The following is a 21,063-nucleotide window of genomic DNA, read 5'->3' on the forward strand; positions in this document are numbered from 1 at the left end:
AGCTGGATCCTCTGAATATTTGAACCGTTAAACCGCGGCAGCGCCGCCGACGATTTCCGAGATCTCTTGGGTGATCGCAGCCTGACGCGCCTTGTTGTAGATCAGCTGCAAATCGCTGATCAAATCACCGGCGTTGTCGGTAGCGTTCTTCATTGCGATCATCCGCGCCGCTTGTTCAGCTGCGTTGTTCTCGACCACCGCCTGGTAGACCTGCGACTCCACGTAACGGACCATCAAGCCGTCCAGCAGCTCCTTGGCATCCGGTTCGTAGAGGTAGTCCCAGTGGTGCTTGAGTTCTTGATCCGGGGTTGCCTCCAGTGGAATCAACTGCTCCACGGTCGGCTGCTGGGTCATGGTGTTGATGAACTTGTTGGATACCACGGACAGGCGGTCAATCCGGCCTTCCAGGTACGCATCCAGCATCACCTTGACGCTGCCGATCAGATCATTGATCGACGGCTCTTCACCCAGATGGCTGATAGCTGCAACGACGTTACCGCCGAAGTTGCGGAAGAAGGCCGCACCCTTGCTACCGACCACACACAGATCGATCTCGACGCCTTGTTCGCGGTTTACCGCCATGTCCTTGACCAGGGCCTTGAACAGGTTGGTGTTCAAGCCACCACACAGACCACGGTCACTGCTCACCACAACGTAACCGACGCGCTTGATAGCACGGTCGATCATGAACGGGTGACGATATTCCGGGTTGGCGTTGGCCAGATGACCAATAACCTGGCGGATGCGCTCCGCATAAGGACGGCTAGCAGCCATGCGCATTTGTGCCTTGCGCATTTTGCTGACCGCCACTTTTTCCATGGCGCTGGTAATTTTTTGCGTGCTTTTGATGCTCGCAATCTTACTGCGAATCTCTTTTGCGCCTGCCATGTAACACCTATCAGGTTAGCAAGCGGGAGCCTTGCGGCTCCCGCTGCGGCTTACCAGGTTTGGGTGGCTTTGAACTTCTCGATACCGGCTTTCAGGCCAGCGTCGATTTCGTCATTGAAGTCACCCTTCACGTTGATCTTCGCCATCAGGTCGGCGTGATCGCGGTTGAAGTAAGCAATCATGGCCTGTTCGAAGCTACCAACTTTGGCAATCTCGACGTCCGTCAGGAAGCCACGTTCAGCGGCGTACAGGGACAAGGACATGTCGGCGATGGACATCGGCGCATATTGCTTCTGCTTCATCAGCTCGGTAACGCGCTGACCATGCTCAAGTTGCTTACGGGTCGCTTCGTCCAGGTCAGAAGCGAACTGGGCGAATGCCGCCAGTTCACGGTACTGAGCCAGAGCGGTACGGATACCACCGGACAGCTTCTTGATGATCTTGGTCTGAGCGGCACCACCCACACGGGATACCGAAACACCGGCGTTCACAGCAGGACGGATCCCGGAGTTGAACATGGCCGATTCCAGGAAGATCTGACCGTCGGTGATGGAGATCACGTTGGTCGGAACGAACGCGGAAACGTCGCCAGCCTGGGTTTCGATGATCGGCAGAGCGGTCAGGGAACCGGTCTTGCCAGTCACTGCGCCGTTGGTGAACTTCTCTACGTACTCTTCGGAAACGCGGGATGCGCGCTCCAGCAGACGGGAGTGGAGATAGAACACGTCACCTGGGTAGGCTTCACGGCCTGGTGGACGGCGCAGTAGCAGGGAAATCTGGCGGTAGGCCACTGCTTGCTTGGACAGATCGTCATAAACGATCAGCGCGTCTTCACCGCGGTCACGGAAGTATTCGCCCATGGTGCAACCGGAGTACGGAGCCAGGAACTGCAGTGCTGCAGATTCCGAAGCGCTCGCTGCAACGATGATGGTGTTAGCCAGTGCACCGTTTTCTTCGAGCTTGCGAACCACGTTGGCGATGGTCGATTGCTTCTGACCGATAGCCACGTAGACGCAGAAAATGCCGCTGTCTTTCTGGTTGATGATCGCGTCGATCGCCAGAGCGGTCTTACCGATCTGACGGTCACCGATGATCAGCTCACGCTGGCCACGGCCGACTGGGATCATGGCATCGACAGCCTTGTAGCCAGTCTGTACAGGCTGGTCTACCGACTTACGCCAGATCACGCCTGGAGCAACTTTCTCGACCGCGTCGGTCTCGGTGTTGTTCAGCGGACCTTTGCCGTCAACGGGGTTACCCAGTGCGTCGACTACGCGACCCAGCAGTTCCTTACCAACCGGAACTTCGAGGATGCGGCCTGTGCACTTGGCGCTCATGCCTTCAGCCAGACTGGTGTACGCGCCCAATACAACGGCACCTACGGAGTCTTGCTCCAGGTTGAGGGCCATACCGTAGACGCCGCCCGGAAACTCGATCATCTCGCCGTACATAACGTCGGCCAGACCGTGAATCCGCACGATGCCGTCAGATACGCTGACGACAGTGCCTTCGTTACGGGCTTGGGAGGTCACATCGAGCTTTTCGATGCGGCCCTTGATAATTTCACTTATTTCGGAAGGATTGAGTTGCTGCATTGCTCTGCTGCCCCTTCAAACTCAAGATTTCAATGCTTCGGCAAGGTTCGCGAGTTTGCCGCGAATCGAGCCATCGATAACCAGGTCGCCGGCGCGGATTACGACGCCACCAATAAGGCTGGCATCCTCCGCAGCGTGCAGTCGCACTTCCCGGCCGAGCCGTGCACTGAGAACCTTGGCGAGTTTGTCTTGCTGTTCTTGGTTCAATGCGAACGCACTGGTCACATCCACATCCACCGATTTCTCTTGTTCGGCCTTGTACAGGTCGAACAGAGCGGAGATCTCCGGCAACAGCAGGAGACGGTCGTTTTCGGCGGCAACGTGAATGAAATTCTGTGCCTGTGCATCAAACTTGTCGCCACACACTTCGATAAAAGTGCTGGCCTTTTCTGCGCTCGTCAGTCGCGGGGCCTTAAGCACGCGCTGCATGGTGTCATCTTGTGACACCGCTGCAGCCAGGCCGAGCATGGCTGACCAAGAGGCCAGCTGCTGGTGGGCCTGAGCGTGCTCGAAGGCCGCCTTAGCGTAAGGTCGGGCCAACGTGGTCAGTTCTGCCATGATCGCCCTCGCTTAAATTTCAGCAGCCAGTTTGTTAACCAGCTCTGCGTGCGCGTTTTGATCGATTGTGGCACCCAGGATCTTCTCTGCGCCGTTGACTGCCAGGCTGCCCAGTTGGGCGCGCAGCGCGTCTTTGACGCCGTTCAGTTCCTGTTCGATCTCGGCCTGAGCCTGAGCCTTCACACGTTCAGCTTCGACACGAGCCTGTTCACGGGCTTCGTCGACGATCTGAGAACCGCGCTTCTTGGCTTGCTCAATGATTTCAGCTGCCTGAGCTTTAGCTTCGCGCAGTTGCTGACCCGCTTTATCTTGGGCCAGTTCCAGGTCACGAGCTGCTCGGCTGGCAGCGTCCAGTCCATCCGCGATCTTCTTTTGACGTTCGTGCAGAGCTGCAATGACCGGAGGCCAAATGAACTTCATGCAGAACAATACAAAAATTAAGAACGCAACGGACTGGCCAATCAGGGTTGCATTAATGTTCACGCCAACACCTCGCTCGTTCGTTGTCCGTCACACCAATCAACTCGAAGAATCGAGTGATTAGCCAGCGAGTTGACCAACGAAGGGGTTTGCGAAGGTGAAGAACAGAGCGATACCAACACCGATCATGGTTACGGCGTCGAGCAGACCGGCAACGATGAACATTTTAACTTGCAGCATTGGAACCATTTCTGGCTGACGCGCTGCGCCTTCCAGGAACTTGCCGCCCAGCAGGCCGAAACCAATTGCGGTACCCAGTGCGCCCAGGCCGATCAACAGTGCAACAGCGATAGCGGTTAGACCAACTACAGTTTCCATCTTTCCTCCCGACTTTTACGTCGTATGGTTTAGGTTTTTTAGATTAAAGCGGTAAAACAAATCGTTTCATTGACCCGAGATGGGCCCCCTCTCGCCGCAACGAGAGGGACATCAGACTAGTCGAGACTGGTCTTAATGGTTCTCTTCGTGCGCCATCGACAGGTAGACGATGGTCAGCATCATGAAGATAAAGGCCTGCAGGGTGATGATCAGGATGTGGAACACAGCCCACGCCCATTGCAGAACCACACCCATGCCGCTGAGCCACAGCAGGCCGCTGCCGAACATCACAGCGATCAAGATGAACACCAGTTCGCCGGCATACATGTTGCCGAACAGACGCAGTGCCAACGAGATCGGCTTGGCAACCAGGGTCACGAATTCAAGCAGGAAGTTCACCGGAATCAGCAGCGCCTGAACCAGGATGTTCTTGCTGCCGAACGGGTGCAGGGTCAGTTCGCCGATGAAGCCGCCGATGCCCTTGACCTTGATGCTGTAGAAAATGATCAGCGCAAACACCGACAGGGCCATGCCCAGGGTGGCGTTCGGGTCAGTGGTGGATACGGCACGGAACGGAATGTGCTGGTCGCCGGAGATCAACATGGCCAGTTGTGGAATCCAGTCCACCGGTACCAGGTCGATGGCGTTCATCAGGAACACCCAGACGAAAATGGTCAGAGCCAACGGTGCGATCACCGGGCTGCGGCCGTGGAAACTGTCCTTCACGCTGCCATCGACGAAGCCAACCATGACTTCAACGAAGTTCTGCAAAGCGCCCGGCACGCCGGAAGTCGCCTTCTTGGCCGCCATGCGGAACAGAAGAATGAAGATCACACCCAGTGCGACAGACCAGCCGAGGGTATCGACGTGGAATGCCCAGAAGCCCATTTCCTTGGCTTCTGCTGCGGAGTGGGCAAAGCCCCAGCTCCCATTGGGTAGCTGACCGAAGGTCAGGTTCTGCAAGTGGTGCTGGATATAGCCCGAAGCGGTTGTTTCTGCTGACATGGTTGCCTCAAACGCCCTAAGGTCTCGAAAGTCTTGTTCTCATTAGCAGGGGAGCGAACCAGCTGACCAGTTGGGTCAGCACGAAGACGCCGAATACAGCCAGCGGCGCCAATGGCTTCACACCTGCAAACGTCAGTGCAAACAGCACCGCCGTCAAAATCAGTTTGCCCGCCTCACCGGCATAAAAAGACCGGACGATGGCTTGGGCCGCTCGGGCGCCGGAAAACCGAAATGCCCTGTGAGCGAAATACACATTGGGTAGCAAGGCTATCAGTCCTCCGCAAAGGCCTGAGTATCCGGCTACGACTCCACGCCATTGCCAGAGCGCCAGAGCGGCTATCAGTAAAATGATCAACTGAGCCATTAAAACCGGAAAAACCGCCAAGCGATGAAACGGCAAGCGGTTTGGCGTGCGGGTTTCCATCGCTCTTGCTCCTCAAGGGTCGGCTGCCAGAATTCATTAACTTGGCATAATTTGTGCCGACAAAATGCGCGCAGAGTATAGGGGCGGTTCAGCCCCTATTCAACTGCCGGGTAGTGATTTCCGACTGCGCGCTACATAAGGAAATGTTTCAGCGGATGTGAGCGAGGACGCCTTGCAGCTCATCCAGGGAGTTGTAGCCGATCACCAGCTGACCTTTACCCTTCTTGCCGTGGCGGATCTGCACCGCAGAGCCCAGGCGCTCGGCCAGACGCTGCTCGAGACGGGCGATATCCGGGTCTGGCTTGACCGGTTCAGCAGGTTCCTGTTTGCCGCTCAGCCACTGGCGAACCAGGGCCTCGGTCTGGCGCACGGTGAGGCCTCGTGCGACAACGTGTCGCGCCCCTTCAACCTGTTGATTTTCCGGCAATCCGAGCAATGCACGGGCATGACCCATTTCCAGGTCGCCGTGGGACAGCATGGTCTTGATCACCTCAGGCAAGGCGATCAGGCGCAGCAGGTTGGCCACGCTAACGCGGGACTTGCCCACGGCTTCGGCGACCTGTTGCTGAGTCAGCTGGAATTCCTGCTGCAGGCGCTGCAGGGCCACCGCCTCCTCGATGGGGTTGAGGTCTTCACGCTGGATGTTCTCGATCAGAGCCATGGCGATGGCGGTTTCATCCGGCACATCGCGGACCATCGCCGGGATGGTTTCCTGACCAGCCTGCTGGCTGGCGCGCCAGCGGCGCTCGCCGGCAATGATCTCGAAACGACCACCACCGATGGGCCGGACCACGATCGGCTGCATCACGCCCTGGCTCTTGATCGAATTCGCCAGTTCTTCCAGCGCTTGCGGGTCCATGTCCCGACGCGGCTGGTACTTGCCGCGCTGGATCAGGTCCAGGGGCAAGTGTTGCAGCTCACGCTGGTCGGCCTGCACCGCTTGTTCTTCCAGTGCGCTGACAGTCGGACCACTCAACAGTGCATCCAGTCCACGTCCGAGACCTCTTTTCTTGACGGCCATGGGGATTCCTTAAGTTGGCTGGGCGGCTGCGACGCGCGATTGTTTACGTTGCCGGCGAACCATCTCGCCCGCCAGGGCCAGGTAGGCCAGCGCGCCACGGGATTGTTTGTCGTACGCCAACGCCGGCATACCGTAGCTCGGCGCTTCGGCCAAACGGATGTTGCGCGGAATCACGGTGTCATACAGCTGATCGCCGAAGTGTTCCTTGAGCTGCGCGGAAACATCGTTCATCAGGCTCAGGCGCGGGTCGAACATGGTGCGCAGCAAGCCTTCGATCTTCAGCTCCGGGTTGAGCAGTTCGGCGATGCGCTTGATGTTATCCACAAGGTCGCTCAAACCTTCCAGCGCGTAGTACTCGCACTGCATGGGGATAATGACCCCATCGGCGGCGACCAGGGCGTTGAGGGTGAGCATCGACAGCGACGGCGGGCAGTCGATCAGGATGTAGTCGTAGTTTTCACGGATTGGCGCCAGGGCGCTGCGCAGACGGCTTTCCTTCATCTGCATTTCCAGCAGCACCACCTCCGCGGCCGTCAGGTCGCGGTTGGCCGGCAGCAACTGGTAACCGCCGTGCTCGGAGAAATGCATGGCCTGGGCCAGGTCGCACTCACCGATCAGCAGGTCATAGACCGAGTTTTCCAAACCGTGTTTATCCACACCGCTACCCATGGTGGCGTTGCCCTGTGGATCAAGATCGATCAACAGCACCCGGCGCTTGGTCGCTACCAGGGATGCTGCGAGGTTGATGCAGGTGGTGGTCTTGCCCACGCCACCTTTCTGGTTCGCTATCGCGAATACCTTAGCCATTCTTGCTTGTGTTCCCAATCATGCCGTGCGGCGCAGTATCAGCAGATGGCGTTGGCCTTGGCAACCGGGTACGGCCAAGGCGTGTTCGCTATCGAGGTGGAAGTCTGCCGGCAATGCTAACAGCTCATCCGAGGGATGGACGCCCTTCATTGCCAGCCAGCGTGTATCGCGGTCGCCCAGGTGGCGGGTCCAGCTGGTGAAGTTCTCCATGCTGCTGAACGCCCGGGAAATGATCCCGTTGAAAGGCTGCTCAGGGGTGAAGGCTTCGACCCGACTGTGGATAACTTGCAGGTTTTCGAGCTTGAGTTCGAGTTTGACCTGGGTCAGGAAGCGGGTTTTCTTGCCGTTGCTGTCCAGACAGGTGACTTGCGACTCGGGAAACAGGATCGCCAGCGGGATGCCGGGCATGCCGCCACCGCTGCCGACGTCCAGCCAGCGGCCGTTTTCGATGAACGACATCACGCTCAGGCTATCGAGCAGATGGCGGGAGACCATTTCATCGGGATCGCGCACCGCAGTGAGGTTGTAGGCCTTGTTCCACTTGATCAACAGGGCCAGGTAACCCAGCAGCAATTGGTGCTGGGTCTGGCTCAGCTCGACGCCGAGCTGGCGAGCGCCTGTGGATAACTCATCCGCGTGTTGTGGGGTGACCATAGAACTCAAGCGCTTTGCTCCAACTGACGGCCCGCGCCGCGTTTTTTCAAGTGAATCATCAACAGGGAGATCGCTGCCGGGGTCACACCGGGAATCCGCGAGGCCTGGCCCAGGGTTTCCGGGCGGGTCGCGCCGAGCTTGCTCTGGATTTCCTTCGACAGGCCGGAAATACCGCTGTAATCGATATCCACAGGCAATTTGGTGTCTTCACTGGCGCGCAGGCGAGCAATTTCGTCCTGCTGGCGATCGATGTAGCCGGCGTACTTGGTCTTGATCTCGACCTGTTCGGCGACCTGCGGATCTTCAGCGCCCTGCCCGGTCACTTCGACCAGACCAGCGTAGTCGATTTCCGGACGGCTCAGCAGGTTCAGCAGGTTGTATTCGTGGGTCAGCGGCGTGCCGAATTTTTGTGCAATGGCATCACCCTGCTCGGTACCCGGACGAACCCAGGTGGACTTCAAACGTTGTTCTTCCTGGGCAATGCCTTCGCGTTTCTTGCAGAAAGCGGCCCAGCGCACGTCATCCACCAGCCCCAGTTCGCGACCTTTTTCGGTCAGACGCAGGTCGGCGTTGTCTTCACGCAGGATCAAGCGGTATTCCGCCCGGGACGTGAACATCCGGTACGGTTCCTGGGTGCCCAGGGTAATCAGGTCATCCACCAGTACCCCGATATAGGCCTCGTCGCGACGCGGGCACCAGCTGTCTTTGCCCTGAGCACGCAGTGCCGCGTTGGCCCCGGCCAGCAAACCTTGGGCACCGGCTTCTTCATAGCCGGTGGTGCCATTGATCTGGCCTGCGAAGAACAGGCCACCGATGACTTTGGTTTCCAGGCTGTACTTCAAGTCCCGCGGGTCGAAGTAGTCGTACTCGATGGCATAGCCCGGGCGCACGATATGGGCGTTTTCCATGCCGCGAATCGACTGCACGATCTGCAGTTGCACGTCGAATGGCAGGGAGGTGGATATCCCGTTCGGGTACAGCTCGTGGGTGGTCAGGCCTTCGGGCTCGATGAAGACCTGGTGGCTTTCCTTGTCGGCAAAGCGATGGATCTTGTCTTCGATCGACGGGCAGTAACGCGGGCCAATACCTTCGATCACCCCGGAGTACATCGGCGAACGGTCGAGGTTCGAAGCAATGATTTCGTGGGTGCGGGCGTTGGTGTGGGTAATCCAGCAACTGACTTGCGGTGGATGCTGCTCTTTCGACCCCAGGAACGACATCACGGGAATCGGGGTATCGCCGGGTTGCTCGGTCATTACCGAGAAATCCACAGAACGGCCATCAATACGCGGCGGTGTGCCGGTTTTCAGGCGGCCGACACGCAGAGGCAGTTCCCGAAGTCTTTGCGCCAGGGCAATCGAGGGCGGATCACCAGCACGACCGCCGGAGTAGTTCTGCATACCGATGTGGATAAGTCCGCCGAGGAAGGTACCGGTGGTCAACACCACGGATTCGGCGAAGAAACGCAGGCCCATCTGGGTCACAACACCACGGACCTGATCCTGTTCAACGATCAGGTCGTCAGCCGCCTGTTGAAATATCCACAGGTTGGGCTGGTTTTCCAGAATCTCGCGAACAGCTGCCTTATACAGAATGCGGTCGGCCTGGGCGCGGGTAGCGCGCACGGCTGGGCCTTTGCGGCTGTTCAACACGCGAAACTGGATGCCGCCCTTATCTGTAGCCATGGCCATCGCGCCGCCCAGGGCATCGATTTCCTTGACCAGGTGGCTCTTGCCAATGCCGCCGATCGCGGGATTGCAGCTCATGGCACCGAGGGTTTCCACGTTATGCGTCAGCAACAGGGTTTTTGCCCCCATGCGTGCTGATGCAAGTGCTGCCTCGGTACCGGCATGACCGCCGCCGATGACGATCACTTCAAAACGGGAAGGGAAATCCACCACGCACCTCGTGCCTGCTTCAAGTAGGAGTAATTAGGAGTAGTTGTCGGGTTGGTTTCTGGACCAAGGCGGCAAGTATAGGGACTTCGACCTTTCTAAAGAACCCTTTGCACAAAATTTAACCAGCTGTGGATGACTGGCGGACAATAGAAATTAAAAGAGAGAGATTTATTAAAACCTTGTTTTTATGTTTATTCTTATACACCACCCTATCTGTGGATAGATCGCTACACACCGCTATTTACCTTGTGTACAGAGATTTTAAACTCTGTGATTAGGTAGCCATGAGGCCCTTGGATAACCGGTTTAAGCCTGTGGATGAATGGGGTGGTTATCCACAGGGGTGGTTTTCCTCAGTTTTGGAGCCCGGTTATCAACTGAGCTGAAGGGCAGTTATTCACAGGGCTTAATCCACAGAAAAACCTGCTTTCCACTGATAGACGCCCACAGCTACCCCCCTTCGCCCAGGGCAAAGAACGAAAATGGAAGCTGGATAACGCGAAAAGACAGGCCGCGAGCGCGACCTGCCGGTGGATAAATGACCGTTCAGGCCAGGTCGCGAGGCCACAAACGTGGAAACAGCTCATGCTCCAGAGCGGCGCCGGCGGCCAACTGTTCGACCAGGCCGGGGAACTCCGGTGAGGTTCGCCATGGTCTCGGGGCATGGCGCATGTCTTCTCCGAGAAAACGCAGGGAAAACGCCCGTCGCCGTCTATTTCCGCCTACACCGCCGGCCCCATGCAGGGTCAGCATGTGGAAAAACACTGCGTCGCCGGGCTGCAGTTCCCAGCCCAGAATGTTCCATGCTGAACGATCGGCCTCGATGTCCGGAAGATCAGCCAGGCTGCCCTCGGGGAACCACCTGGCCTGGTTGTCGAGAAAGGTTCGCGGCATCAGCCAGGGCCCCAGGTGCGAGCCGGCAATGAACTCCAGGGTCGATTCCCGGGCCACCGGGTCCACCGGCATCCACATGCTGCAGTTCTGACGGCCTTCGACGTTGTAGTACGGCTGGTCCTGGTGCCAGGGCGTGCGTTGCCGGGTATTGGGTTCCTTGACCAGCAGGTGGTCGTGATACAGGCGAGCCTGATCGCTGCCCATCAGTTGCGCAGCCACATGGCCAACCCGGCTCTGGAAGATGAACTGCCGATAGGCCGGGTTCTCTTGCCAGTTGCAGAAGTCCTCGAAGAACCAGCCAGGGTCGTCCGGACGGCTGGCGACCTTGGCCCGTTCGCTGGGAAACGCCAGGTTGTGCTCGATCCCCTGCTCCAGCAGGCCGACTTCATCGCTGCTGAACAGTTGGCGAATGCACACAGCGCCATCGCGCTGAAAGGCTTCAATGGTTGTAGGCGGCAACTCGAACGATCCCATGGGTTATCCCTTTTCCTGAGTTCCGATACCGGGCTCGGCGGCGGCCGAGCCGGTGGTATCCGGCTTGATCCATATCCAATAGGCCAGCGACAGCAGCGCCAACCAGCCCAGCCCCACATACAGAGCCAGGCGCGTATCGGCAAATGCGCCCAGCACACCGAAGATGAACAACATGAAAACCACGGCACAGGCCTGACCCGCAGTGCCCAGGGGCACCGGGAACTTCAGTTCGTGGATTTCCCTGGTACTCATGCCACGACGCATGGCCATTTGTGACAGCAGGATCATCAGCCAGACCCAGACCACGGAAAAGGTCACCAGCGAGGCAAAGATCAGGAACAGTTCCTGCGGGATCCAGTAGTTGAGCAGCACCCCCAGCAGCAATGCCACCGACATGACCAACACCGTCATCCAGGGCACGCCGAACCGGGAGGTCCTGGCGAACACTGCCGGCGCCTGCCCGATCGCCGCCATGCCATACATCATTCGCCCGGCACTGAAGATATCGCTGTTGATGGCCGAGACCACGGCGGAAATCACTACGATATTCAGCACCGTGGCCGCCGAACTGATCCCCAGGCTGCTGAAAATCTGCACGAACGGGCTGCCATGGCTACCGATGCTCGACCAGGGAGCCAGGGTCAACAGAATCAGCAAGGTCAGTACGTAGAAGATCAGGATCCGCAGCGGTACCGAGTTGATGGCCTTGGGGATCATGCGCTGCGGGTCCTTGGCCTCGCCGGCGGTGATGCCGATGACTTCGATTCCACCAAAGGCGAACATGACGATGGTGAAGGAGGCGATCATGCCCTCCACGCCATTAGGGAAAAAGCCGCCATATTCCCAGAGATTGGCCAGCCCTCCCCGGCTTTGTTCCTCCCCAAGCTGGATGCCGAAGAACAGCAGGGTAAAGCCGCCGACGATCATGGCCACAATGGCACCAACCTTGAGCAGCGACAGCCAGAACTCCAGCTCGCCGAACACCTTTACGCTGCACAGGTTCAAGGCGCCAATGCCCAGGACAATGCTCAGCACCCAGATCCAGCGGGGAGTATCGGGAAACCACAGGCCCATGTAGACGCCAAATGCGGTGACGTCAGCCAGGCACACCATGAGCATGGAAAAGGCGTAGCTCCAGCCGGTGAGAAACCCCGCAAAACGTCCCAGATAACTGCTGGCGTAATGTCCGAAAGAGCCTGAAACAGGGGTCCTGACTGCCATCTCTCCCAGGGCGCGCATGGTCAGGTAGATGGCTGCGCCGCCAATCAGATAGGCCAGCAGGACCGAAGGCCCCGCCCGTTGAATGGCGGCCGCCGAACCGTAGAACAAGCCTGTGCCGATGGCAGAGCCCAGGGCGATGAAGCGGATGTGCCGGGTGCTCAGGCCACGCTGTAGAACAGTGCCCGCGTCAGCCATTTCAGCTCCTTGAATGCAGGTTCATGAAGACCAGCCGGCTTCCAACCGTCGGCCCAGGCGACGCATGCCGGGGAATTTCCCGAGATGTATAAACCTGTACAAGAAATGGATGCAAATAGGGAACCAAGTCGGCGTTTATGCGAACTTCTGCGATATGACGGCTATTGGCTGATTAACCGGGGGATAAAGCGCTGATTTTCAGGCAGGCGCTGTTACTCAATGTCGCAGCGGGCTTGGATGGGGGATAAAGGTAACGCCCGCAGACGGAATCCCAGAGGGAGTTGTCCACAGGCGCTTGCTCGGAAGGATGATTACTTGCCGATGCAGAAGCTGGAGAAGATCCGCCCCAGCAGGTCATCGGAACTGAAGGCCCCGGTGATTTCCCCCAGCGATTGCTGGGCCTGGCGCAAGTCCTCGGCCAGCAGTTCGCCGGCACCTGCCAGGGTCAACTGTGCCCGGCCATGTTCCAGGGCGGCACTGGCGTAGCGCAATGCCTCCAAGTGCCGGCGGCGCGCACTGAAGCTGCTTTCGGACGTCTGTTCATAGCCCATGCAGGCTTTCAGGTGGTCACGCAGCAGTTCCAGCCCGCTACCCGCGGCCATGGCACTGAGGCTGATGGTGACATGGCCATCGTCACAGGTTTCCAGGGCAATGGGTTCACCGGTCAGATCGGCCTTGTTGCGAATCAGCGTGACCTTGGCCGGGTCTGGTCGCTGTTCGAGAAACTCCGGCCACAGGGCGAAGGGGTCCGCTGCTTCCACCGCGGTGGCGTCCACCACCAGCAACACCCGGTCGGCCTCGCTGATGGCCTTGAGGGCCCGTTCGACACCGATCTTTTCCACCTGGTCCTCGGTGTCCCGCAGCCCTGCGGTGTCCACCACGTGCAACGGCATGCCGTCGAGGTGGATATGTTCGCGCAGGATGTCCCGAGTGGTGCCGGCGATATCGGTGACAATGGCAGCCTCGCGCCCGGCCAGGGCGTTGAGCAGGCTGGATTTGCCGGCATTTGGGCGCCCGGCGATCACCACGGTCATGCCATCGCGCAGCAAGGCGCCCTGCCCGGCTTCACGCAGTACTGTGGATAACTCGTCACGCACTGCATCGAGCATGCTCAACACATGGCCATCGGCAAGGAAGTCGATTTCTTCCTCGGGAAAATCGATCGCCGCTTCGACATAGATCCGCAGGGCGATCAGTTGCTCGGTCAAGTTATGCACACGCTGGGAGAACGCCCCTTGCAACGAACGCAGGGCATTGCGCGCAGCCTGTGCCGAACTGGCCTCGATCAGGTCGGCAATGGCTTCGGCCTGGGCCAGGTCCAGTTTGTCGTTGAGGAACGCACGCTCGCTGAATTCTCCCGGCCGAGCCAGGCGGCAGCCCAGTTCCAGGCAGCGCTGCAGCAGCATGTCGAGAACAATCGGGCCGCCGTGGCCCTGCAGTTCCAGCACGTCTTCGCCGGTGAAGGAGTTCGGCCCGGGGAAATACAGGGCAATCCCCTCATCCAGGACTTCTTCTTGCTCACTGAGAAACGGCCCGTAATGGGCAAACCGCGGCTTCAGCTCACGGCCGCTGATGGCTTTGGCTGCCGCGCCCGCCAGGGGCCCGGAAATCCGTACGATACCCACGCCGCCGCGGCCCTGGGCGGTAGCAATGGCAGCGATGGTTTCACGAGGGACATTCATAACCCGACATCCAGACAAAAGTGACAGATAGCAAAACGCCCCACTAGGGGGCGTCTTGTGTGGTTATCCACAGCGTAGGTCAGGCAGCTGCTTTCTTGGTAGCCGCTTCGATCTTACGAGTGATGTACCACTGTTGAGCGATCGACAGGCAGTTGTTCACTACCCAGTACAGCACCAGACCCGCCGGGAACCACAGGAAGAAGAAGGTGAAGATGATCGGCATCATTTTCATCACCTTGGCCTGCATCGGATCCGGAGGCGTCGGGTTCAGCTGCTGCTGGATGAACATGGTGGCGCCCATGATGATCGGCAGGATGAAGAACGGATCCTTGATCGACAGGTCGGTAATCCACAGCATGAACGGTGCCTGGCGCATTTCCACGCTTTCCAGGAGTACCCAGTACAGGGACAGGAAGACCGGCATCTGCACCAGGATCGGCAAGCAGCCGCCCAGCGGATTGATCTTCTCTTTCTTGTACAGCTCCATCATCGCCTGGGACATTTTCTGACGATCGTCGCCGAATTTTTCCTTCAGCGCGGCCAGTTTCGGAGCCACTGCACGCATGCGTGCCATGGACTTGTAGCTGGCAGCCGACAGTGGGAAGAAGATCCCCTTGATCAGCATGGTCAGGAAGATGATCGACCAACCCCAGTTACCCACCAGGCTGTGGATATGTTGCAGCAGCCAGAAGATCGGCTGGGCAATGAACCACAGGAAGCCGTAGTCCACGGTCAGTTCCAGGCCTGGGGACAACTCTTTCAGCACGGCCTGGCTTTTCGGGCCGGCATACAGAATGGCACTGGTTTCAGCCTTGGCACCCGGAGCAACGGTCATCGAAGGGCCGGTGTAGCCGATGATGTAGTTGCCTTTGCTGTCTTTACGCGCCAGAACCTGGTTGTTCTCGCCTTTTGGCGGAATCCAGGCGGTTACGAAGTAGTGCTGCAGCCAGGCAACCCAACCACCCTGAACATTTTCAGTGATGGGTGCCTTGGATTTGTCCTCGTTCACCTTGTCCATGTCTTTCATGGACACTTTTTTGTACGGCTCGGAACTTGTCCACAGGGCGGCGCCCAGGTAAGTCGCGGTGCCGGTGGCGGTGCTGGAGGATGGATCGGAACTGGCGTCGCGCTTGAGCTGGGCGAACATCGCACCGGTCCAGGGCTGCGCGCTTTCGTTGTCGATCAGGTAGGAAACGGTGATGTCATACAGGCCACGCTTCAGGGTGAAGCGCTTGATGTAGTTGACGCCGTCCTTGCTGAACTTCAGGTCGACCACCAATTGGTCCTGACCGTCAGCCAGTTGATAACTTTTCTTCTCGGCCGAGTAGATCGGGCGACCGGCCGGGCTTGCGTCCGGGCCGTTGCTGCCAATCAGGCCACTTTGTGCCAGATAAGTCCGCTCGTTGCCGTTATCGAACAGCTGGAACGGGATTTCCGGGTGGTCCTGACGACGTGGATACAGTGGCAAACGCAGTTGCGCGATATCCCCACCTTGTGGATCGACAGCCAGGTCGAGCACATCCGTTTTGATCTGAATGAGATCTTTGCTTGCCGCTACAGGCGCTTCAGCGGGTGCGGTGGTGTCGCTTGCCGCGCGCGGAATGTCGTCGTTGGCAGCGGAAGTGCCTGTTGGCGCATCCGGCAAGCCCGGGGCGGTCGTGCTGGAAGCAACATTCTGAGTCGGCAGGGCAGCTTGGCCATAATCCTGGTTCCATTTAAGAACCATGACATAGGACACGATTGCCAGGGCGACGATCAGGATCGTGCGTTTGATATCCATGATTACTCGGCCATCGAAGAAGAACGGGAGGTAGGGATAGGTGGAACCGGGTCATAACCACCGGGATTCCACGGATGACAGCGACCTAAACGACGAAAGGTCAGCCAGCCACCGCGCAGAAGGCCATGATTTTCGATGGCTTCCAACGCGTAGCAGGAACAACTGGGGTAGAAACGACAGTGATTGGCCATCAGAGGACTAATGGCATAGCGGTAAAACTGGATCGGAACGAGTGCCAGTTTACGCATCGGGACTGTCTACCCCTACAGTTTCGGAGTTGGCTGCTGGTACCGGCTTGTTGCGTGCCAGGCGTTTCCAGAGTTTGCCGAAATGCTGAATCAATTCGGGGTTTTCTACATCGCCCAAACCTTTGCGCGCGACGATAACGATATCCCATCCGACCAGTGAGTCCTGGTGGAGACGAAACGATTCGCGCATCAGACGCTTGAGGCGATTGCGCTCAACGGAGAGTTTTACGCTCTTTTTCCCGATCACGAGCCCCAGACGGGGATGATCAAGATCGTTGTTGCGCGCAAGGAGCAGGAGATTTTTCCCCGGAACCTTGCCGGTAGGGGAGTCAAAGACCGCCTTGAAGTGCCGGGGAGTAAGCAGACGCTTTTCCCGACTGAAGTCCTGACTCACCTCCAGTGCCGGATTATCAAACTGCCAGACGCGCACGACCTTTGGCGCGACGACGCGACAGGACGGCACGACCGTTCTTGGTAGCCATGCGAGCACGGAAACCGTGGGTACGAGCGCGTTTGATAGTGCTTGGTTGGAAAGTACGTTTCATGTCGTGTTACCTGGTTCGTCCACAACGGGCCGGAATGGCCCCCGTTTTAAGAGATCGGCGATTCTAGAGAAAGCAAGCCTCTAGGTCAATTTCCAACCAGCTTTTCCTTTATCTATGTATGTCCGGGTACGGGGTTGTGAGCCAGGGTCGGCTAGATATAAAAATAAAGAAGGAAAGTATTTAAAGCTTTTCTGTAAAGCTTATAAAGACTAGGGACGTCCTCATCTGTGGATAACTGACTCAAGCCCTTCTAGTCCGTACTGTACAGAGAATGACAACACGGTTGAGAAACGGTGTCCTGCCTGTGCTGCGCCATCGGAAAACCTGTGTGTGGAACCGTCGGTTATCCACAGGCGAGTTACCCACAGAGTTTCGCCCCGAGTTGTGCAATGGCCTCAAGTGGGGTTATCCACAGAGCTTATGCACATACCGCTGGTCGTGTTTATTCGGGGTAAGGCGTTGATTCTTAGTGTCCTGAGGACACGCTACATGTGGATAAGTGGGCGGCTGATCGCTACAATGGCCGCTTGTTTTTGCCTCACCGGCTTTCAACTTAGGGGATATCCGTGTCAGTGGAACTTTGGCAGCAGTGCGTGGAGCTTCTGCGTGATGAGCTGCCTGCCCAGCAATTCAACACTTGGATCCGTCCGCTACAGGTCGAAGCCGAAGGCGACGAGTTGCGTGTATACGCACCGAATCGTTTTGTTCTCGATTGGGTCAATGAAAAGTACCTGGGGCGCGTGCTCGAGCTGCTGGATGAACACGGCAACGGCATGGCACCGGTTCTTTCCTTATTAATAGGCAGCAAACGCAGTTCGGCGCCTCGCGCCGCACCTAACGCGCCACTGGCCGCTGCCGCTTCGCAAGCCCTGCAAGCCGCAGCAGCCAATGCTGCCCCGGCTGCTGCTCCCGCGCCCGCTCCGGCACCCACTTCTGCCCCGGCCAAGAAAGCCGCCGCGCAGAAGGCTGCCGAAGTCAGCGAAGAACCCTCTCGTGACAGCTTCGACCCGATGGCGGGCGCCAGCTCGCAGCAGGCACCGGTACGCGCCGAACAGCGTACCGTCCAGGTAGAAGGCGCGCTCAAGCACACCAGCTACCTGAACCGCACTTTCACCTTTGAGAATTTCGTCGAGGGTAAATCCAACCAGCTGGCCCGCGCGGCGGCCTGGCAGGTGGCGGACAACCCCAAGCATGGCTACAACCCGCTGTTCCTTTATGGCGGCGTCGGCCTGGGTAAGACCCACTTGATGCACGCTGTGGGTAACCACCTATTAAAGAAGAACCCGAATGCCAAGGTCGTGTACCTGCATTCCGAGCGCTTCGTGGCGGACATGGTCAAGGCGTTGCAGCTCAACGCCATCAACGAATTCAAGCGTTTCTACCGTTCGGTCGATGCGCTGCTGATCGATGACATTCAATTCTTCGCCCGCAAGGAGCGTTCCCAGGAAGAGTTCTTCCACACCTTCAACGCCCTCCTCGAAGGCGGCCAGCAGGTGATTCTCACCAGCGACCGCTACCCGAAGGAGATCGAAGGCCTGGAAGAGCGCCTCAAGTCGCGCTTCGGCTGGGGCCTGACGGTGGCCGTCGAACCGCCTGAGCTGGAAACCCGGGTGGCGATCCTGATGAAGAAGGCCGACCAGGCCAAGGTCGAGCTGCCTCATGATGCAGCGTTCTTCATTGCCCAGCGCATTCGCTCCAACGTCCGTGAACTGGAAGGTGCCCTGAAACGGGTCATCGCCCACTCGCACTTCATGGGCCGCGATATCACCATCGAGCTGATTCGCGAATCGTTGAAGGACCTGCTGGCGCTGCAGGACAAGCTGGTGTCTGTGGATAACATCCAGCGCACCGTCGCCGAGTACTACAAGATCAAGATTTCCGATCTGCTGTCCAAGCGGCGTTCCCGTTCGGTGGCCCGCCCGCGCCAGGTGGCCATGGCCCTGTCCAAGGAACTGACCAACCACAGCCTTCCGGAAATCGGCGATGTGTTCGGCGGTCGCGACCACACCACGGTTCTGCACGCCTGCCGCAAGATCAATGAACTTAAGGAATCCGACGCGGACATCCGCGAGGACTACAAGAACCTGCTGCGTACTCTGACCACTTGATGACTCCAACGCAGCTTATTAAGGCAAGGGACTAGACCATGCATTTCACCATTCAACGCGAAGCCCTGTTGAAACCCCTGCAACTGGTCGCCGGCGTCGTCGAACGCCGCCAGACCTTGCCGGTGCTTTCCAACGTGCTGCTGGTTGTCGAAGGCCAGCAACTGTCGCTGACCGGTACCGACCTGGAAGTCGAGCTGGTCGGTCGTGTGCAACTTGAAGAGCCAGCCGAGCCGGGGGAAATCACCGTTCCCGCGCGCAAGCTGATGGACATCTGCAAGAGCCTGCCCAACGATGCCCTGATCGACATCAAGGTCGACGAGCAGAAGCTGGTGGTGAAGGCCGGGCGTAGCCGCTTCACCCTGTCGACCCTGCCGGCCAACGACTTCCCGACCGTGGAAGAAGGCCCGGGCTCGCTGACCTGCCAGCTGGAGCAGAGCCGACTGCGCCGCCTGATCGAACGCACCAGCTTCGCCATGGCCCAGCAGGATGTGCGCTACTACCTCAATGGCATGCTGCTGGAAGTGTCCGCCGGGATCATCCGCGCCGTGGCCACCGACGGTCACCGTCTGGCCATGTGCTCGATGCAGGCGGACATCGGCCAGCCGGATCGCCACCAGGTGATCGTGCCGCGCAAAGGCATCCTGGAACTGGCGCGCCTGCTCACCGAGCCCGATGGCAACGTCAGCATTGTCCTGGGCCAGCACCACATTCGTGCCACCACCGGCGAATTCACCTTCACCTCCAAGCTGGTGGACGGCAAGTTCCCGGATTACGAGCGCGTGCTGCCAAAAGGCGGTGACAAGCTGGTACTGGGTGATCGCCAGGCGCTGCGCGAAGCCTTCAGCCGTACCGCGATCCTGTCCAACGAGAAGTACCGCGGCATCCGTCTGCAACTGGCCAATGGTCAGCTGAAGATCCAGGCCAACAACCCGGAGCAGGAAGAGGCGGAAGAGGAAGTGGGCGTGGAATACAACGGCGGTTCCCTGGAAATCGGTTTCAACGTCAGCTACCTGCTGGACGTTCTGGGCGTGATGACCACCGAACAGGTTCGCCTGATCCTGTCCGATTCCAACAGCAGTGCGCTGGTGCAGGAATCCGACAACGACGACTCGGCTTACGTTGTCATGCCGATGCGCCTGTAATCATGCTCAGCAGAAGCTAGATGTCCCTCAGTCGCGTCTCGGTCACCGCGGTGCGCAATCTGCACCCGGTGACCTTCTCCCCCTCCCCCCGCATCAACCTTCTCTACGGCGCCAACGGCAGTGGCAAGACCAGTGTGCTGGAAGCCATCCACCTGCTGGGGCTTGCCCGCTCGTTCCGCAGTGCCCGCCTGTTGCCGGTGATCCAGTACGAGCAGCTGGCTTGCACGGTGTTCGGCCAGGTGGAGTTGGCCCAGGGCGGCCATAGCAGCCTGGGGATATCCCGTGATCGCCAGGGGGAATTCCAGATCCGCATCGACGGTCAGAATGCCCGCAGCGCGGCGCAGTTGGCCGAGATCCTGCCGCTGCAGTTGATCAACCCGGACAGCTTCCGCCTGCTGGAGGGCGCACCGAAGATCCGTCGGCAGTTCCTGGATTGGGGAGTGTTCCATGTGGAACCACGCTTCATGTCCACCTGGCAGCGCTTGCAGAAGGCCCTGCGGCAGCGGAACTCATGGCTGCGGCATGGTACACTTGACGCCGCTTCGCAAGCGGCCTGGGACCGGGAACTGTGTCAGGCCAGCGCTGAAATCGATGAATACCGCCGCGCTTATATCAAAGCCTTGAAACCAGTCTTTGAGCGGACCTTGGGCGAACTGTTGCAGCTCGAGGGCCTGACGCTTAGCTATTACCGTGGTTGGGACAAGGACCGGGAGCTCAGTGAAGTGCTCGCGACCGCCCTCCACCGTGACCAGCAAATGGGTCATACCCAGGCCGGCCCACAACGTGCTGATTTGCGTCTGCGCTTAGGCGGACACAACGCCGCGGACATCTTGTCCCGTGGCCAGCAGAAGTTGGTGGTCTGTGCCTTGCGCATTGCCCAGGGGCACCTGGTGAGCCAGGCCCGCCGCGGTCAGTGTATTTATCTGGTGGATGACTTGCCGTCCGAGCTGGACGAGCAGCATCGCCGCGCACTTTGTCGCTTGTTGGAAGACTTACGCTGCCAGGTGTTTATCACCTGTGTAGACCACGAATTATTGAGGGAAGGCTGGCAGACGGAAACGCCAGTCGCTTTGTTCCACGTGGAACAAGGCCGTATCACCCAGACCCACGACCATCGGGAGTGAAG

Annotated in this window: 21 protein-coding genes; 3 read left to right on the forward strand and 18 right to left on the reverse strand. The window is 58.6% G+C overall.

The window, feature by feature from the left end; genetic code table 11:
- Positions 1-27: 27 nt before the first annotated feature.
- From atpG to rpmH, 18 genes are all read right to left on the reverse strand, one after another.
- On the reverse strand, positions 28-888 hold the full coding sequence (gene atpG, locus AC1RGE_RS24505; RefSeq protein ID WP_011064382.1) for a F0F1 ATP synthase subunit gamma: 861 nt from the start codon (positions 886-888) through the stop codon (positions 28-30).
- A 50-nt stretch (positions 889-938) separates the two neighbouring features.
- Entirely contained in the window at positions 939-2,483 is a 1,545-nt protein-coding gene (gene atpA / locus AC1RGE_RS24510; RefSeq protein ID WP_011064383.1) for a F0F1 ATP synthase subunit alpha, read from the reverse strand.
- A gap of 21 nt (positions 2,484-2,504) precedes the next feature.
- Positions 2,505-3,041, reverse strand: coding sequence for a F0F1 ATP synthase subunit delta (locus AC1RGE_RS24515; RefSeq protein WP_011064384.1), 537 nt, complete (start codon positions 3,039-3,041; stop codon positions 2,505-2,507).
- A 12-nt stretch (positions 3,042-3,053) separates the two neighbouring features.
- Positions 3,054-3,524 (reverse strand): F0F1 ATP synthase subunit B, encoded by a 471-nt coding sequence (locus tag AC1RGE_RS24520; RefSeq protein WP_011064385.1) that lies wholly within the window; start codon positions 3,522-3,524, stop codon positions 3,054-3,056.
- Positions 3,525-3,581: 57 nt separating this feature from the next.
- Entirely contained in the window at positions 3,582-3,839 is a 258-nt protein-coding gene (gene atpE / locus AC1RGE_RS24525; protein ID WP_002555987.1) for a F0F1 ATP synthase subunit C, read from the reverse strand.
- Positions 3,840-3,971: 132 nt separating this feature from the next.
- Positions 3,972-4,844 carry a F0F1 ATP synthase subunit A gene (gene atpB, locus AC1RGE_RS24530; RefSeq protein ID WP_011064386.1) on the reverse strand — a complete coding sequence of 291 codons (873 nt, stop codon included), beginning with the start codon at positions 4,842-4,844 and terminating at the stop codon, positions 3,972-3,974.
- Positions 4,845-4,860: 16 nt separating this feature from the next.
- Entirely contained in the window at positions 4,861-5,268 is a 408-nt protein-coding gene (locus AC1RGE_RS24535) for a F0F1 ATP synthase subunit I (protein ID WP_492585167.1), read from the reverse strand.
- Positions 5,269-5,416: 148 nt separating this feature from the next.
- On the reverse strand, positions 5,417-6,289 hold the full coding sequence (locus AC1RGE_RS24540) for a ParB/RepB/Spo0J family partition protein (RefSeq protein WP_011064387.1): 873 nt from the start codon (positions 6,287-6,289) through the stop codon (positions 5,417-5,419).
- Positions 6,290-6,298: 9 nt separating this feature from the next.
- On the reverse strand, positions 6,299-7,096 hold the full coding sequence (locus tag AC1RGE_RS24545; RefSeq protein WP_011064388.1) for a ParA family protein: 798 nt from the start codon (positions 7,094-7,096) through the stop codon (positions 6,299-6,301).
- Between the two features lie 18 nt (positions 7,097-7,114).
- The gene (gene rsmG, locus AC1RGE_RS24550; RefSeq protein WP_177190984.1) at positions 7,115-7,750 is read right to left on the reverse strand and encodes a 16S rRNA (guanine(527)-N(7))-methyltransferase RsmG; all 636 of its coding nucleotides are present in this window, start codon (positions 7,748-7,750) and stop codon (positions 7,115-7,117) included.
- Positions 7,751-7,755: 5 nt separating this feature from the next.
- Positions 7,756-9,648: a tRNA uridine-5-carboxymethylaminomethyl(34) synthesis enzyme MnmG gene (gene mnmG, locus AC1RGE_RS24555; protein ID WP_011064390.1), complete on the reverse strand. Its 1,893-nt coding sequence runs from the start codon at positions 9,646-9,648 to the stop codon at positions 7,756-7,758.
- A gap of 546 nt (positions 9,649-10,194) precedes the next feature.
- The gene (locus AC1RGE_RS24560) at positions 10,195-11,016 is read right to left on the reverse strand and encodes a phytanoyl-CoA dioxygenase family protein (RefSeq protein WP_072443371.1); all 822 of its coding nucleotides are present in this window, start codon (positions 11,014-11,016) and stop codon (positions 10,195-10,197) included.
- 3 nt (positions 11,017-11,019) lie between these two features.
- Positions 11,020-12,432, reverse strand: coding sequence for an amino acid permease (locus tag AC1RGE_RS24565; RefSeq protein ID WP_072443369.1), 1,413 nt, complete (start codon positions 12,430-12,432; stop codon positions 11,020-11,022).
- Positions 12,433-12,743: 311 nt separating this feature from the next.
- A complete protein-coding gene (gene mnmE / locus AC1RGE_RS24570) occupies positions 12,744-14,114 on the reverse strand; it encodes a tRNA uridine-5-carboxymethylaminomethyl(34) synthesis GTPase MnmE (protein ID WP_492585169.1) in 1,371 nt (456 codons plus the stop codon).
- Positions 14,115-14,193: 79 nt separating this feature from the next.
- Positions 14,194-15,894: a membrane protein insertase YidC gene (yidC, locus tag AC1RGE_RS24575; protein ID WP_011064394.1), complete on the reverse strand. Its 1,701-nt coding sequence runs from the start codon at positions 15,892-15,894 to the stop codon at positions 14,194-14,196.
- Between the two features lie 2 nt (positions 15,895-15,896).
- The gene (gene yidD, locus AC1RGE_RS24580) at positions 15,897-16,142 is read right to left on the reverse strand and encodes a membrane protein insertion efficiency factor YidD (RefSeq protein ID WP_003213574.1); all 246 of its coding nucleotides are present in this window, start codon (positions 16,140-16,142) and stop codon (positions 15,897-15,899) included.
- A complete protein-coding gene (gene rnpA, locus AC1RGE_RS24585; RefSeq protein WP_026020269.1) occupies positions 16,135-16,536 on the reverse strand; it encodes a ribonuclease P protein component in 402 nt (133 codons plus the stop codon). The genes yidD and rnpA overlap by 8 nt, the downstream gene beginning before the upstream one ends.
- Positions 16,537-16,552: 16 nt before the next feature.
- The gene (gene rpmH, locus AC1RGE_RS24590) at positions 16,553-16,687 is read right to left on the reverse strand and encodes a 50S ribosomal protein L34 (RefSeq protein ID WP_003213577.1); all 135 of its coding nucleotides are present in this window, start codon (positions 16,685-16,687) and stop codon (positions 16,553-16,555) included.
- Between the two features lie 566 nt (positions 16,688-17,253).
- On the opposite strand from rpmH, the gene dnaA reads away from it, so the two are divergent.
- From dnaA to recF, 3 genes are read left to right on the forward strand one after another with little or no spacing between them, the layout of a single operon-like run.
- Complete coding sequence (gene dnaA, locus AC1RGE_RS24595; RefSeq protein ID WP_011058391.1) at positions 17,254-18,795, forward strand: chromosomal replication initiator protein DnaA; 1,542 nt, start codon at positions 17,254-17,256, stop codon at positions 18,793-18,795.
- Positions 18,796-18,833: 38 nt separating this feature from the next.
- The gene (dnaN, locus tag AC1RGE_RS24600) at positions 18,834-19,937 is read left to right on the forward strand and encodes a DNA polymerase III subunit beta (RefSeq protein ID WP_011058392.1); all 1,104 of its coding nucleotides are present in this window, start codon (positions 18,834-18,836) and stop codon (positions 19,935-19,937) included.
- Between the two features lie 20 nt (positions 19,938-19,957).
- Positions 19,958-21,061: a DNA replication/repair protein RecF gene (recF, locus tag AC1RGE_RS24605; protein ID WP_011058393.1), complete on the forward strand. Its 1,104-nt coding sequence runs from the start codon at positions 19,958-19,960 to the stop codon at positions 21,059-21,061.
- Positions 21,062-21,063 lie beyond the last annotated feature (2 nt).

The sequence above is a fragment of the Pseudomonas sp. GW823-FHT02C05 genome, from assembly GCF_058797595.1.

Excerpts from the sequence above, each read along its gene's own strand:
- mnmE (WP_492585169.1), bottom strand. The coding sequence starts at position 14,114 with ATGAATGTCCCTCGTGAAACCATCGCTGCCATTGCTACCGCCCAGGGC.
- atpB (WP_011064386.1), bottom strand. The coding sequence starts at position 4,844 with ATGTCAGCAGAAACAACCGCTTCGGGCTATATCCAGCACCACTTGCAG.
- yidD (WP_003213574.1), bottom strand. The coding sequence starts at position 16,142 with ATGCGTAAACTGGCACTCGTTCCGATCCAGTTTTACCGCTATGCCATT.
- recF (WP_011058393.1), top strand. The coding sequence starts at position 19,958 with ATGTCCCTCAGTCGCGTCTCGGTCACCGCGGTGCGCAATCTGCACCCG.
- atpG (WP_011064382.1), bottom strand. The coding sequence starts at position 888 with ATGGCAGGCGCAAAAGAGATTCGCAGTAAGATTGCGAGCATCAAAAGC.
- rpmH (WP_003213577.1), bottom strand. The coding sequence starts at position 16,687 with ATGAAACGTACTTTCCAACCAAGCACTATCAAACGCGCTCGTACCCAC.
- AC1RGE_RS24565 (WP_072443369.1), bottom strand. The coding sequence starts at position 12,432 with ATGGCTGACGCGGGCACTGTTCTACAGCGTGGCCTGAGCACCCGGCAC.
- atpA (WP_011064383.1), bottom strand. The coding sequence starts at position 2,483 with ATGCAGCAACTCAATCCTTCCGAAATAAGTGAAATTATCAAGGGCCGC.
- AC1RGE_RS24540 (WP_011064387.1), bottom strand. The coding sequence starts at position 6,289 with ATGGCCGTCAAGAAAAGAGGTCTCGGACGTGGACTGGATGCACTGTTG.
- dnaN (WP_011058392.1), top strand. The coding sequence starts at position 18,834 with ATGCATTTCACCATTCAACGCGAAGCCCTGTTGAAACCCCTGCAACTG.
- rsmG (WP_177190984.1), bottom strand. The coding sequence starts at position 7,750 with ATGGTCACCCCACAACACGCGGATGAGTTATCCACAGGCGCTCGCCAG.
- AC1RGE_RS24515 (WP_011064384.1), bottom strand. The coding sequence starts at position 3,041 with ATGGCAGAACTGACCACGTTGGCCCGACCTTACGCTAAGGCGGCCTTC.
- yidC (WP_011064394.1), bottom strand. The coding sequence starts at position 15,894 with ATGGATATCAAACGCACGATCCTGATCGTCGCCCTGGCAATCGTGTCC.
- AC1RGE_RS24545 (WP_011064388.1), bottom strand. The coding sequence starts at position 7,096 with ATGGCTAAGGTATTCGCGATAGCGAACCAGAAAGGTGGCGTGGGCAAG.
- AC1RGE_RS24560 (WP_072443371.1), bottom strand. The coding sequence starts at position 11,016 with ATGGGATCGTTCGAGTTGCCGCCTACAACCATTGAAGCCTTTCAGCGC.
- atpE (WP_002555987.1), bottom strand. The coding sequence starts at position 3,839 with ATGGAAACTGTAGTTGGTCTAACCGCTATCGCTGTTGCACTGTTGATC.
- AC1RGE_RS24535 (WP_492585167.1), bottom strand. The coding sequence starts at position 5,268 with ATGGAAACCCGCACGCCAAACCGCTTGCCGTTTCATCGCTTGGCGGTT.